This window comes from Gluconobacter sp. (genome assembly GCF_047723935.1).
Classification (GTDB): domain Bacteria; phylum Pseudomonadota; class Alphaproteobacteria; order Acetobacterales; family Acetobacteraceae; genus Gluconobacter.
Genome location: NZ_JBDOBO010000003.1, coordinates 1 through 14,795 on the forward strand (window position 1 = coordinate 1; position 14,795 = coordinate 14,795).

At 53.8% G+C, this 14,795-nt stretch carries 10 protein-coding genes and 1 pseudogene; 10 read left to right on the forward strand and 1 reads right to left on the reverse strand.

Features of this window, described 5'->3' with window-relative positions:
- Positions 1-286 precede the first annotated feature (286 nt).
- On the forward strand, positions 287-1,195 hold the full coding sequence (locus ABF979_RS03160; RefSeq protein ID WP_415557701.1) for a LysR family transcriptional regulator: 909 nt from the start codon (positions 287-289) through the stop codon (positions 1,193-1,195).
- On the opposite strand, the gene ABF979_RS03165 is transcribed toward ABF979_RS03160, so the two are convergent.
- Positions 1,174-2,292, reverse strand: coding sequence for a THUMP domain-containing class I SAM-dependent RNA methyltransferase (locus tag ABF979_RS03165; RefSeq protein ID WP_415557703.1), 1,119 nt, complete (start codon positions 2,290-2,292; stop codon positions 1,174-1,176). The two genes, ABF979_RS03160 and ABF979_RS03165, sit on opposite strands and share 22 nt — an antisense overlap.
- A gap of 259 nt (positions 2,293-2,551) precedes the next feature.
- Between ABF979_RS03165 and ABF979_RS03170 the strand changes: the two genes are divergently transcribed.
- The 9 genes and pseudogenes from ABF979_RS03170 (at position 2,552) to ABF979_RS03210 (ending at position 14,793) form a co-directional block, all read left to right on the forward strand.
- On the forward strand, positions 2,552-3,580 hold the full coding sequence (locus ABF979_RS03170; protein ID WP_415557705.1) for an aldo/keto reductase: 1,029 nt from the start codon (positions 2,552-2,554) through the stop codon (positions 3,578-3,580).
- A 310-nt stretch (positions 3,581-3,890) separates the two neighbouring features.
- Positions 3,891-5,537: an FGGY-family carbohydrate kinase gene (locus tag ABF979_RS03175; protein ID WP_415557707.1), complete on the forward strand. Its 1,647-nt coding sequence runs from the start codon at positions 3,891-3,893 to the stop codon at positions 5,535-5,537.
- A 71-nt stretch (positions 5,538-5,608) separates the two neighbouring features.
- The gene (locus ABF979_RS03180) at positions 5,609-6,925 is read left to right on the forward strand and encodes an ABC transporter substrate-binding protein (RefSeq protein ID WP_415557709.1); all 1,317 of its coding nucleotides are present in this window, start codon (positions 5,609-5,611) and stop codon (positions 6,923-6,925) included.
- 11 nt (positions 6,926-6,936) lie between these two features.
- Positions 6,937-7,845, forward strand: a complete 909-nt coding sequence (locus tag ABF979_RS03185; RefSeq protein WP_046901879.1) for a carbohydrate ABC transporter permease — start codon at positions 6,937-6,939, stop codon at positions 7,843-7,845.
- A gap of 1 nt (position 7,846) precedes the next feature.
- On the forward strand, positions 7,847-8,674 hold the full coding sequence (locus tag ABF979_RS03190) for a carbohydrate ABC transporter permease (protein WP_086633853.1): 828 nt from the start codon (positions 7,847-7,849) through the stop codon (positions 8,672-8,674).
- Positions 8,675-8,727: 53 nt separating this feature from the next.
- Complete coding sequence (locus ABF979_RS03195) at positions 8,728-9,831, forward strand: ABC transporter ATP-binding protein (RefSeq protein WP_415557711.1); 1,104 nt, start codon at positions 8,728-8,730, stop codon at positions 9,829-9,831.
- Positions 9,832-9,854: 23 nt separating this feature from the next.
- Positions 9,855-10,628 carry an SDR family NAD(P)-dependent oxidoreductase gene (locus ABF979_RS03200; protein WP_046901882.1) on the forward strand — a complete coding sequence of 258 codons (774 nt, stop codon included), beginning with the start codon at positions 9,855-9,857 and terminating at the stop codon, positions 10,626-10,628.
- Positions 10,629-11,806: 1,178 nt separating this feature from the next.
- Positions 11,807-13,459: pseudogene (locus ABF979_RS03205) on the forward strand (phospholipase C).
- Between the two features lie 89 nt (positions 13,460-13,548).
- A complete protein-coding gene (locus ABF979_RS03210) occupies positions 13,549-14,793 on the forward strand; it encodes a cytochrome-c peroxidase (protein WP_415557713.1) in 1,245 nt (414 codons plus the stop codon).
- The last annotated feature ends 2 nt before the right edge of the window (positions 14,794-14,795 follow it).

Consider the following 14,795-nt stretch of genomic DNA (forward strand, 5'->3'; position numbering starts at 1 on the left):
ATAGATCATACCTTGCTCTTCTATTTTTAAAATATATGTTTTATTTCAATTCCTTATAGGAATTTTTAGCTCTAAAATTTTTACTGTTTTTCGCATCAGATGTGTGCTGATCACAATCATAATGGCGGCATAAGGCGAACGGTTCCCAAGGTGTGTTCTTAATGCAACACGTTCTCTTCCAATTACGAAAACTGTCGCTACCAGAGGTGTTAGAGATGTTTTCCATCTTTCCTTGAAAGATCTTCGGAACGTTCTTAGTCTGCATCTTTTCGGTACGAAAACTACGATGCTCCATAGCCGCCTTCTCATCTATCTGGATACGGTTGCCCGCTGCGGATCCATCCGAAAGGCAGGCGAACAGCTAAACGTTGCCTCAACTGCGATTAATCGGCAGATCCTGACGCTGGAAGATAATCTGGGCACTCCCATATTCCAGAGACTTCCCCGCAAACTGGTTTTGACGGCTGCGGGAGAAATCCTGCTTGCTCACGTCCGCGAGACGCTCAAAAACATGAACCTCACGCGGCAAGTTTTGGAAGATCTGAAAGGTCTCAAACGCGGGGAATTTTCTATCGCTACGATGGTAGGTCCCATCTCGACCTTTTTGCCGCTTGCTCTGGCTGATTTTCACAACACACACCAAAACGTTCGCATTCATGTCAGCACTTACGGCACGCATGATCTCGTCGAGACTGTCAAAAATGGGCAGGCCGATATTGGCATCGGGTTTGATATTCCCGTGGACAACAGCCTCGTTGTGCAGACGTCGCGCACGGTTCCCCTAGGCGTGGTGATGAGCGTCCATCACCCCCTCGCCCATCAGGAATCCATTACCCTCGAAGAATGCAACGCGTGGCCACTAACCGTAGCTGATGCCAGCATGGCTATTCGACCCCACCTCGAAGATCTCTATGCAGCTCGAAATCTGACCTTGACGCCGGCCATCGAGACCAACTCGATTGAGCTAATGCGCCAGATGGCTCTTTCCCCTGGGCATATCACTTTCCTGACACCATTGGACATCATTCAGGAGAAAGCCGAAGGAAAGCTTAAGTTCCTGTCTCTCAACGAGCACGGGACCCAACCCCAGACCCTCTCAATCGTGGCGCGGTCCAAGATTTCCAATCCATTCACCGCGCTCTTCATTGAACGGGTAGAGTACTTTCTCCAAGATTACACGAGCGCTTCTGTCTGAAAAAGAAACACTTTCAAACCACCATGCGGAATGGGAGCCCCGATGGGAAGAAACGGAAGCCCCGTTGCGTGGGCCAGTGAAACTTCTGTCGTTAGAATACCCACACGCCATCCCTTAAAGTGTTCTTTAAGTCTTTGCCCCAGAGCACGATACAGCGCAGATAACTTCGCCTTATCGCCGATACGTGTCCCATAAGGAGGATTTAGAATAACCAATCCGGGAGCACTTCCATCAGGCGGGCTGATTTCACTGATTGTGGCCTGACGAAACTCCGTGCACTCCGCAACCCCAGCCCGCAAGGCATTAGCCTCGCTCATGGCAATCGCACCGGCATCCCTGTCACTTCCGTAAAAGCAGAAACCGGGTGCACGCTCACTTTTGACGGAGCGCATTGTCTGCCACGCAGCTTCGTCATACGTCGCGAGTTGCTCGAAGGCGAAGTGTCTTGAGCGCCCAGGATTGAGGCGAGACGCGATCTCGGCAGCCTCAATCACGAAGGTCCCCGAACCGCACATGGGGTCCACTACGGTTTCCTGACCATCGTATCCACATTTCCTCAGGAAAAGCGAAGCCAGGGTTTCTCGCATGGGAGCGCGATTGACCGCCTCTTTATGCCCGCGCCTGTGCAGAAGATCCCCCGACGTATCGACACTGACGGTACAGAAATTCTGATCAATTCTGACACGTAGAACTACATCAGCATCAGCTTCAGCAGATGCACCCAAGATTTCCGTCACAACCTTGGAAATACGCTCTGCCGCCGCACCGCTATGATAGATCCGTGAAGACGAACAGGAGACGTCCACCTTGAACGGAACATCCGGACGCAGCACTTCCGACCACTTAATCTCCCGTGCGCGTTTTTCAAGTTGAGACAGATACTCCGCCTTGAACTGCGCCACGCGTGCCAGTACCCGACTAGCTCCTCTGATCCAGAGATTGGCTCGCCAGACTTCAGGCCACCCTCCTCGCAGTGTCACCCCGCCGGGTACGACTTTTGGCTGGCGAAAGCCCTTCATCCGGACTTCGGAGCAAAGGGTCTCTTCCAGTCCCGGAGGAGCAGCAAGAAAGATCTCAAAGTGCCTGTTATTCGTCATGGGCCCTGAATGGCAGGAAGAGCGCCAAACAGCAATCGCCAGTTCCGCATTCCAGCTAACAGCAAAAACCGAAGCATTAAAAACCACTCCAACAGTTTAACCTTCCCGGCAATAAAATTTCTGTGCTCACGCGAACGAGCCCCTCATCACAACGTAAACTGCAGATGTTCGGAAGCCCCCTGATGATCTGCTGTGACCAGCGGTCTTTCCCCATCACGATCCCACGCACAGCACGATCATCCCATCAGGAGGAGCGACCATGAACCCTTCAGAGCGTCGTAAATTCGGACGAAAAGACTTTAGCGTTACAGCTTTTGCCTTCGGCACTGCCCCTCTGGGGAATTTTCTTCAGGAGGTTGGAGATCAGGAGGCAGATGAGATGATCCAACAGGCTTGGACTGCTGGCATTCGCCTCTATGACACGTCCCCCATGTATGGCCATGGGCTGGCAGAGCTCAGGCTCGGGCACTCCCTCCGTTGGAAAAATAGAGATGATTTCGTCGTCATGACAAAAGTTGGGCGAACGCTGCATTCTGCTCGCAGGACCGAGATTGACTTTGCTCCTTGGGTTAATGCCGCCCCCAACAAAATGACCTTTGACTACAGCTACGACGGAACGATGCGAGCTTTTGAAGACTCCCTTCAAAGGCTCGCGCTCGAGCACATCGATGTCGCTTTCATCCACGATATCGACCGATTTACGCATGGTCCCGATCAGCCAGAAGCCTTTCGGCAGGCAATGGACGGGAGTTGGCGCGCTTTGGAAAAACTTCGATCAGAAGGTGTCGTTAAAGCCGTCGGTGTTGGTGTGAATGAATGGGAAGTCTGCCATGCTGCTCTTCAGCAACGTGATTTCGACTGCTTCCTTCTGGCAGGTCGATACACTTTGCTGGAACAGGACGCCCTGAACGAGTTCCTACCTCTCTGTGAACAGCGAGGCGCCACCCTTATTGTTGGCGGAGGTTTCAATTCAGGAATTCTGGCAACAGGAGCGGTTCCGGGCGCGAAGTACAATTACTCCCCTGCGCCCGGACACATTCTGGATCGCGTCAAGAAAATTGAGGCAGTCTGCGAGGATTATGACGTTTCACTCCCTGCCGCTGCACTTCAGTTTGTGGTGGCACACCCCTCGATTTCTTCATTTTGCGCGGGCACACGAAATGTGACCCAACTCAAGCAGAACCTGGAGTGGTTTGCTCAGCCTATCCCTGAAGACTTCTGGGCTGAACTCAAGTCAAAAGGCCTGCTTGCAGAACGTGCTCCAGTGCCTGCACTGGCTCAATCCTAATATCTGTCTGCTCAGGGTTTTTCCTGGCGTTCTCGGAGAATCCTGAGCGCTAAAATATCATCTTTTAGCGAGACCGACCTTTGGTTGATGAAAATCCCATCTCGTATGCTGGACAGTGAAAATGATATATGTAACATGAATAACGTTATATGTTGTTGTGTGGCCGTTATTCCTGCCGAAAGAAGCACACCTCAGATTTATTGAACGTAACATTTCAGAATGTTCGCTTTGAGATTTGACGGTCCTTCTTTCTGGATTATCCCCACCAACAGCGTGTTTTATGTGTGTTTGTCAGCTTTAGGTGTGCTGTATGGATCTGGTTCTTGGAATTGATGTTGGGACTGGCAGTGCACGCGCTGGCATTTTCACCCTGACCGGGCAGAAAATGGCCTCTGCGGTGCAGCCAACCAGAACGTGGTCACCGGCCCCGGATTTCGCACAGCAGTCGTCCGAAAACATCTGGGCTGCGGTCTGTACAGCCACCCGCACTGCGCTTTCTACGCTCACTGAACCTTTCCGCATCATCGGGATCGGCTTTGATGCCACCTGTTCCCTTGTCGTACTTGATAGGAACGGCAAGCCGCTCTCGGTGGACCCGCAAGGTGCACCAGAGCAGGACATTATTCTTTGGGCTGATCACCGTGCACTGAAAGAAACTGCCGAAATTAATAACGGTGGATACGATGTCCTGCGCTATGTCGGGGGAAGAATTTCTCCGGAAATGGAGACGCCGAAGCTCCTGTGGCTGAAGCGTAATCTTCCCGACATTTTCGCCAGAGCCGGCCATTTCTTTGACCTCCCCGACTTCCTGACTTGGCGCGCAACCGGATCCCTGTCCCGTTCAGCCTGTTCAACAGCTTGCAAATGGACCTATCTGGCCCATGAAGACAGATGGGATGACACATATTTCAAGGCTATTGGTCTGGAAGACCTCACGGCTGACAACTACGCCCGGATCGGCAATGACATTCGCCCGCTTGGGGGTGTCGTCGGGGATGGTTTGAGCCCTCAGACAGCGGCGGAACTAGGGTTAGAAGTTGGTATTCCCGTTGGTGTTTCAGCAATTGATGCTCATGCTGGTGGGCTTGGCATTCTGGGTATCGAAGCGGAAGGCACAATTTCTGATGCCGTTCTTGAGCGCTCAATATCTTTAATTTGTGGCACATCCAGCTGCCATATGGCGGCGTCAAAGGAGGCCCGTTTCGTGCCCGGAGTATGGGGGCCTTACTGGAACGCCATGGTCCCGGATATGTGGCTGAATGAAGCAGGTCAGTCAGCAACCGGAGCGCTGATTGATTTCGTGATTTCTCACCATGCCGCGGGCCCTGGGCTCAAACAGCAGGCTGAGCAATCAGGCAGTAATATCTATGCCCTCCTCAATACCCGGATTGAAGAGCTGGAAGCCCGGAAACTGCCAGGAAGCAGTACAGCCAATCTTCACCTGCTGCCAGATTTCCATGGAAATCGTTCTCCCCATGCAGACCCGGATCTGAAGGGCGTTATCAGCGGCCTCGCTTTGTCAGCGACGCCGGATGATCTCGCCAAGCTCTATCTGGCTACCCTCCAGGGTTTGGCTTACGGCACGCAGGACATCATTGATGCTCTCAACGCCCAAGGCTACCGGATCGACACAATTCTGGCCACGGGAGGAAGCACCAAGAACCCGATCTTCTTGCGCGAACATGCAAATGCAACCGGCTGTCGTATCCTCCTCCCCAAAGAGCCTGATTCCGTTCTTCTCGGGGCGGCCATTCTGGGAGCTGTCGCTAGCGGCCAATATGCCACTCTGCGCGCAGCTATGGCACAAATGAGCCATGCTGGCAGCGAAATCCTGCCAGATGTGAAAACGAAGACTTACCACGCTGCCAAACGTTCCATCTGTCACGACATGCTAGAAAGCCAGCTCGCATGGCGTCAGAAAATGCAGGATGCTTTAGAAATAACGTCCACTCACTGATCTGCCTCCCGAAAACCCAAGCTGTCGTGCGTAACTCCGTTCGCGGCTCTTTTTTCAAAGGTCTGAGTTCCATGTCCCGTCTGAAAACAGCCTGCACCCTTGTAGTTCTCTTGAGCGGTTCAGTTCTTTCCACTGCGCAAGCCGCAGGCACCCTGACAATCGCAACCGTGAACAACGGGGACATGATCGTCATGCGTCAGCTATCGCAGGAGTTTGAAAAAGCTCATCCCGATATTCATCTCAACTGGGTGACTCTCGAAGAGAATGTTCTACGCCAGCGCGTCACAACCGACATTGCCATGAAAACCGGTCAGTTCGACGTTGTGACGATCGGGAATTACGAAGTTCCCATCTGGGCGAAACAGGGATGGCTCACAGAAATCAAGCCGGACGCAGCATACGATATTAGCGATGTGCTGCCATCGGTTCGGGAAGCCCTGACATCAGACGGCAAGCTTTACGCCCTCCCCTTCTATGCCGAGAGCGTTATGACCTACTACCGCAAGGATCTGTTCCAGAAAGCCGGTCTGACGATGCCAGACGCACCTACCTACGATCAGATCCGGCAATTTGCTGACAAGATCACAGACAAATCAGGACAGGTCTATGGCATCTGTCTTCGTGGCAAGCCTGGCTGGGGTGAGAACATGGCCTATGTCTCGTCGCTGGCGAATACATACGGTGCCCAGTGGTTCGACATGTCCTGGAAGCCAATGCTGACGTCAGACGCATGGAAAAAAGCCCTGACATGGTACGTCTCGGCGCTGAAGGAAGACGGCCCACCGGGCGTCACATCCAACGGATTCAATGAAAATCTGGCGCTCTTCGCGAGCGGACATTGCGGCATCTGGATTGATTCCACCGTTGCCGGCGGTCTTCTGTTCGATCCGAAACAGTCTCAGGTAGCCGACAAGGTCGGCTTCGCCTCGGCTCCTAAAGGCCCCTATGGCAAGGGACCAACATGGTTGTGGAGCTGGAGCCTTGCCGTTCCCGTCAGTTCTCATCAGGGCACGGACGCCCAGACCTTCATCACATGGGCAACCTCCAAGGAATACGTGAAGCTGGTTGCGGACCGAAAGGGGTGGGTTGCCGTTCCCGCTGGAACCCGCGCCTCAACATATGCTGCCCCCGAGTACCAGATAGCAGCCCCGTTTGCGTCGTTCGTTCTGAACGCGATCAAGACTGCCGATCCGAGTGGACAAACAGCAGAACCGCGCCCCTATACCGGAGCGCAGTTTGTCGGAATTCCTGAATTCCAGGCAGTTGGTACTCAGGTCGGGCAGACGGTCGCCGCGACCCTTTCCGGGCAGATGACCGTGGATCAGGCACTGACTGCAGCACAATCTTCTGTCACCCGTTCGCTGCGCCAGTCTGGCCGCGCCAAGTAAGGCAGAGTGCCATGCAGGCAGTTCTAGAACACAGCCCCCCAAAAGGGGCATCAGAACGCAAAGGCAAGCGAACGGGGCTTCTGCTCCTTTCGCCTGCCGTTCTGATTCTTCTCGTCTGGTCCCTCGTCCCACTGGCGATGACGCTTTGGTACTCGCTGATCAACTACAATCTGATTGACCCGACGCTTCATGGCTTCGCTGGCTTCAGCAACTACTGGTACCTTCTGACTGATCCAGATTTTCTGTATTCCCTGTTGCATACAGTTATTCTGGTCGTTGGCGTCCTGATCATCAGCGTAGGAGGTGGCACACTTTTAGCCATCCTTTACGATCAGGAGTTCTTCGGGCGCGGCATTGCACGTGTTCTGGTCATTTCTCCGTTCTTCGTCATGCCGACAGTGTCTGCCCTGCTGTGGAAGAACCTGATGCTGCACCCGATCTATGGCGTTTATTCCGCCATGATGCGGGCTGTCGGTTTGACGCCAATTGACTGGCTTGCCCGGTTTCCGCTCCTGACAGTCATGATGATCGTCAGCTGGGAATGGCTGCCATTCGCCGTCCTCATTCTCCTTACAGCCGTCCAGTCACTGGATAGCGAGCAGAAGGAGGCCGCACGGATGGATGGTGCCGGTCCGATCGCACAGTTCCGTCATATCATCCTCCCTCACCTCAGCCGCGCTATCAGCGTCGTCGTGATGATCGAGACGATTTATCTGCTGACAATCTTTGCGGAGATCTCCGTCACGACGGCAGGTGGCCCTGGAGTGGCATCCACCAACCTGGCGTATCTCATCTACTCCCGCGCATTGCTTCAGTTTGATGTCGGCGGCGCGTCTGCTGGTGGTGTCCTGGCGATCATTATTGCGAATGTCGCCGCGATGTTCCTCGTGCGCTCCGTCGCACGCAACCTGGAGGTGTGAGATGGCGATCAAGACAAAACGCAGCACAAAAATCGCCGTCACCTGTCTGGGCTGGGGTATTGCGCTATGGCTCTTCTTTCCCATTTTCTGGATGATTTTGACGGGCTTCAAGAGCGAAGTTCAGGCGGTCTCAACACCGCCCAAACTGATCTTCGCGCCGACCCTCAGCAGCTACGCGGAAGTGTTCGAGCGCGCAAGTTACTGGCACTTCACCTTCAACACCGTCATTATTTCGGTCGGAGCTACTGTGGGGGCACTCCTGCTTGCCATTCCGGCTGCATACTCGATGGCCTTCATGCCCTCAAAGCGCACACGCGGAACGTTGCTGTGGATGTTGTCGACACGCATGCTGCCTCCTGTCGGCGTACTCGTGCCAATCTATCTTCTGGCCCGCAGCACCCACCTTCTGGATACCTGCACAGGCCTGGCCATCGTCAACATGCTGACGAACCTGCCCATCATCGTCTGGATGCTGTTCACATTCTTCCGGGAAGTTCCTGCCCCAATTCTTGAGGCCGGTCGCATGGATGGGGCAACACGCTGGCAGGAAATGACAATGGTCCTGCTTCCCCTTGCCCTGCCAGGGATCGCCTCCACAGCCCTGTTGTCGCTGATCCTGTGTTGGAATGAGGCTTTCTGGTCTCTCAATCTCACCTCCTCCAATGCCGCTCCACTCACGGCATTCATCGCTTCCTTCTCCTCACCGGAAGGGCTGTTTTTCGGCAAGCTGTCCGCCGCATCCACACTCGCAGTCGCTCCGATCCTTGTTCTGGGCTGGATCAGCCAGAAACAGCTCGTACGGGGCCTCACCTTCGGAGCCGTCAAATGATGGCTACCCTCGCATTCTCCGTCCCCCAAACGCTCAGGAACGGGACCTGATATATGGCAACGCTTGAACTCAAAAACCTCCGTAAAACCTATCTTACGGAAGAAATTATCAAAGGCATTTCGCTGTCGATCGAGGACCGTGAATTCGTGGTTTTTGTCGGCCCGTCCGGCTGCGGAAAATCCACGCTGCTTCGTATGATTGCAGGCCTTGAAGACATCACTTCCGGAGACCTTCTGATTGACGGTCAGCGCGTTAATGACGTGGAACCGGGAAAACGCGGCCTTGCCATGGTGTTCCAGTCCTACGCGCTCTACCCGCACATGGACGTCTACAAGAACATGGAATTTGGCCTCAAGCTTGCTGGAGTGTCGGAGAAAGAACGGAGCGAGAAGATCAAGCATGTTGCCGCCACGCTTCAGCTTGAACCCTACCTGCATCATAAGCCAGGTCAGCTCTCAGGCGGTCAGCGGCAGCGTGTTGCTATCGGCCGCGCCATTGTGCGTAACCCGAAGGTCTTCCTGTTTGACGAGCCTCTCTCAAACCTGGATGCAGCCCTGCGAGGCCAGATGCGAGTGGAGCTTTCGGCCCTCCATCGCAAGCTGAACGCGACCACCATCTATGTGACCCATGACCAGGTGGAAGCCATGACAATGGCGGACAAGATCGTGGTTCTCCAGAAAGGCGTTGTGGAACAGATTGGCTCACCGCTGGAGCTTTATCACCACCCGCGTAACCTGTTTGTCGCCAAATTCATCGGCTCCCTTCCCATGAACTTCTTCTCCGCGATCTTCCAGAATGGCGGGCAGGACGGATCGAGTGTTCAGCTCCGGGACGGTACTCTTCTTCAAGTCCCCGTCTCGCCACCAGATATTTTGCCCGGAACCAAGATTACAGTCGGCATTCGCCCAGAACACGTTGAGCTGGCTCCCGCGAGTGATGATAGGGGGATCGTGGAGGTTATCGAGCGCCTAGGCGCCATCACGCTGGTTCATGTCCGCTGTGCCGATGGGCAGATCATCGTTGTTCAGACAGACGGTTTCACAACCCTCGAAGTCGACACGCAGGTCAGCCTAAAGCTTCCTCCGCAGCATTGCCACCTTTTCGCCCCTGATGGCCTGGCGTTCGAAGCCTGCCGTCGTCATCCCCTTGCCGCCTGATTTTCTTCCCAGGAATAGACATCATGTACATGGAAAAACTCCGCCTTGACGGTCGCGTCGCAGTGGTCACAGGCGGTGCCCAGAATATTGGCCTCGCCTGCGTCACGGCTCTGGCAGAAGCAGGCGCACGCGTCATCATCGCAGATCTGGATGAAACACTTGCTGCACAATCCGCGGAAGATCTGCGCAAGCAGGACCTGAATGTGGATAGCATCCGGATGGATGTCACCAGCACGGAGAGCGTTCAGTCCGCAATCAAAACCCTTCACGAGAAAGAGGGGCATCTGGATATTCTGGTTGCCTGTGCCGGTATCTGTATTTCAGAGGTCAAAGCAGAAGATATGACGGATGGGCAGTGGCTCAAACAGGTGGACATCAACCTGAACGGCATGTTCCGATGCTGTCAGGCTGTTGGCCGGATCATGATCGAGCAGAAAAAGGGCGCCATCGTTGCGATTGGCTCCATGTCCGGACAAATCGTCAATCGCCCGCAGCAACAGGCTGCTTACAACGCCTCAAAAGCGGGCGTACATCAGTATATTCGTTCGCTGGCCGCAGAATGGGCCCCTCATGGCATTCGCGCCAATGCCGTAGCCCCGACTTACATTGAGACAACCCTGACGCGTTTCGGTATGGAAAAGCCGGAACTCTATGATGCCTGGATCGCCGGAACCCCAATGGGCCGAGTGGGTCAACCGGATGAAGTGGCGTCCGTCGTTCAATTCCTCGCTTCTGATGCCGCCAGCCTCATGACCGGTGCCATCGTCAACGTCGATGCAGGCTTTACCGTCTGGTAAATACCCTTCTACAATTGGGCCTACCTAGCAGGCCCAATTGTTCCTTTGGAATGACGAGCAATTAGAAAGTTTGTCTTCCTCGGCAGCCCCATTTCGACTGGTCAGTGTCAGATCGCACCAGAAGACACCTCCAGTGAACGGACAAAAGTGTGACGTCTCCAACCTCACAGGTACAGCACTATTAAATAACCGGTATAGTAAGGTACAAGACGTACGCTGCCACCCTATACCCCGGAATAGTGTCTGGTGTTACGAAATTCTACATTTTAACCCTATCGGATCAACGTATTAGGCTTCTTCAGTTATTGAAGAATGTGTAGACACTTTTTATCCAAATGACGAATTGCTACCGCTACCCGAACATAATCAAATAACCTGTTTATTTATAGTGATTTAGATTGAAAACGGTTTCAGGTCCTATGTCCGAATACTGAGAAAAAATATCTCGCGTTTCAAGAACAGATTTTCACCAAACCCGGGCGCAGTATTGAGGAGTAAGCATCCGCAAACTGTATAATCCAGCATAACTGAGAAGATACCAAACCATCACGTTGGCAGAGTCTAGGGGAGATCCTTACTAAACAGGGCGACCATCATTCGAGCGCCAGAGTTTTGGGACGATCGAACATTGTGTAGCAACAATTCTACCAAGGTGTAAGCAACTGCAATACTGCCAAGCAACAAACCCAGAAGATTCATCAGGCCGGGCCAGACAACTGCGCTCTTCAGCTTGAGAGAATTCATGCCAATGACCGTCACACCAGCATTTTCAGTACATGGAAGCTATTGGCAAGATCAAACAAATGGGCCAGAAAAAAGCACACCCCAAACGCAATGATCGACCCTGTTGACGCAATGGCAAAGTGCAGAATTTTAGATGTCATACCAAAATAAAAGTATATTTGGTTTCTATTTAATCAAACCATAATATTTCCCCGCTCATTCGTCCGCTATGGTGCCATTGGCTCTGTCGCCTGCTTCATCAAGAAGGCTTTCCAATGAACCAGTCCACGTTAAAGCAGCCTCACGAACTCTGGCGGGAAACACTCATGACCGCCTGGAACAACCGGATCGCACAGGACAAAAGTTCTAGCCTCCACCTCCTGTTTGCCAGTACAGAACAAGATAACAAACGCCGCACTTCCCAGTCTCACCAGAGAAGCTAGATTTCTGCCTGCATGACTTTACGTTCAGCTCTCCTCCTCACCACGCTCCTCCCATTCCTGCACGCCCCGGCCCATGCCGCTGAAACGCAGCCTCCGGAGGCAATAACTCCAATTCATCATCTGGTCGTGATCTATCAGGAGAACGTCTCCTTCGATCATTACTTCGGAACGTATCCATCGGCAGCGAACCCTGCCGGAGAGCCTGCTTTTCATGCGGCGGCAGCCACGCCGAACGCCAATACGCTCATCGCGGCCGCTCTTCTGCTAAAAAACCCTAACACTCGCGCTGAAAACGGCCGAGATGCGTCTTTGCCCTTCCGTCTAGACAGAACACAGGCCAGCACTGCTGATCAGAACCACGCCTACACGGCTGAGCAACAGGCTTATCATCATGGGCTGGCAGACCTGTTCCCTCGTCACACCGGTCGTGGTGCGCCGGGGGGCGTCGGAGCTTTCTCAACGCGCGGCCAGGTGATGGGCTATTTTGACGGTAACACCGTTACGGCTTTGTGGAACTACGCTCAGAATTTCGCCATGAGTGACGCCACCTATACGGACACTTATGGCCCCTCCACTCCTGGTGCTCTGGAAGTGGTCTCCGGGCAAACCAATGGCATGAAGATCGTTAAAAGCTCGCAGGGGCGGTCCACCCTAACTGTCCAGTCACCGTTCATTCCGGACGGGCAAGGTGGCTGGACCATGGTTAATGATATCGATCCGGCTGGAGATGTCTGCTCTGTTCCGACCGAACAGGTAATGAGGACCAGCCGGAAAATCGGCTACCTGCTGAACTAAACGACCCTGACTGGGGGGGGGTTTATGGGTGGGTTTGATCTGACCGCTCATAACGCTGACGGCACGACAGGCTGCAAGCGCCAAACCTATTCTTCTGTCGTGGCCCAGAATGTGGTTGATTACATTCCTCATCACAACTGGTTCCAGTATTACGCCACAACGTCCAATCCGACGCATGCGAGGCCATCATCGCTAAGCGCCATCGGGCGTACGTTTCAGCAGGATGGTATCCACCGGGATCCGGCTAACCATCAATATGACGTGGAAGATTTTTATAAAATCGCCGTGGCAGGAAATCTTCCTGCCGTATCATTTTTGAAAATGCCAGCCTTTCAGGATGGCCATGCCGGCTATTCGAACCCACTGGACGAACAGCAGGGCGTGGTGAACGCTATCAATCTCATTCAGCAAAGCCCGCAATGGCACGATACGGCCATTATAATCGCTTACGATGATTCCGATGGCTGGTACGATCATGCTTATGTCACGCCAACCCACGGCTCCTATGATAATCCGGCAGATCAGCTCAATGGACCCGGACGCTGCGGTACGGCACCAGCTTCAACCGGTGTATCTGGTCAGCCGGTCAACGGTCGTTGTGGTCCGGGAACCAGAATTCCTCTAATCGTGCTGTCTCCATGGGCCAAGCATAATTACGTCAGTCATACCCAGATTACCCAGAGTTCCATCACCCGCTTCATTGAAGATAACTGGCTTCACGGTAAGCGTCTTGGGCAAGGATCGTTTGACGCAGAGGCTACCGATCTATCTGATCTGTTCGACTTCAAGCAGACACCACACCTCACACCCGTTTTTCTGAATCCGGAGACAGGTGAACCTGTTCAACAGGCTCCTGCTACATCGCTTTGACCGTTTTATTCCGTTCTTTCAAAGCGGCGCTGACTGGCGGCCTAATGTCCGCCATGCTAGCCAGTCAAGCCGCCGCTTCGGATCAATGTTTGCCAACCCGGGACGGCAGCAATCCATGTCCGGTCGAATTACATCGGCCGGCTCATGCACCTCTTTCCGAGATGGCGAAGATCGGGCGTGAAATCTTTTACGACCCCTTGCTCTCAGGGTCAGGACGTCTGTCCTGTGCATCCTGTCACAGCCCAAAACATCATTACGGGCCTGCCGGTGCTGCTTCCGTGTTTCTGGGAGGCCCAACACTGGCAAGCCATGGCCGCAGAGCCATTCCTTCCCTGACATATCTGGAGCACGTGCCAAATTTCAGCATTGGTCCGGATAATCCAGAAAGTGAGACGGCACCCGTTCTGGCTTCGGCAGCACCCGATGCTAGTCGGTCACCAAAGAATGCAGCCGCGTCCCCAACGATCAGTATGGTGCCTCAAGGAGGAATGTTCTGGGATGGTCGGGCCGATACGCTCCAGCAGCAGGCTTCAGGCCCCCTTTATGATCCGGCTGAAATGGCCTCTACTCCGGAGATTGCGCTTCATAGGCTTGGAAATGCCAAGTATATCCAACGGCTGAAGGCTCTAGGCGGCCCCGCGACTGACGCATCCCCAGACCTGCTGCTGTCTGAAGCCTTGTTTGCTCTTGCGCGCTACCAGATCGAAGATCCATCTTTTCATGCCTATGACAGCAAGTTCGATGCCTGGCTTGAAGGGAAAGCCCGTTTCACACCAGAAGAGAGTGCCGGATATCGGCTCTTCAACGATCCAACAAAAGGCAACTGCGCAGCCTGTCACCTGGATCGTCCGCTTCCCGGTAATCTCCCACCACTTCTCACGGATCGCCAATACGAAGCATTGGGCGCCCCGCGCAATCAGGCTTTGATGGGGCCGTACGACACGGGGCATTTCGATCTGGGATTGTGTGAAGTCATGCCGGGAGGTGTCGAAACGTCATCGGCCTATTGCGGTATGTTCGCGACACCCACCCTCCGCAATGTGGCAAAGCGCAAGGTATTCTTCCACAATGGCGTGTTTCATGACCTTCATCAGGTTCTGGACTTCTACGTCCTACGCGACATCCACCCAGAACGCTTCTACAGCCGTGACGCACACGGTCATCTTCAGGTTCCGGATGATATCCCGCCTCAGTATCGCTCTAACCTTGATCGCACGGACGCACCGATGGATCGAAAACCAAATGACCCACCTGCCCTGACGCCTCAGGAGCGCAGTCAAATCATCCAGTTTCTAAAGACACTTACGGACGGCTGGTCTCCCACCCGCCCGTAACA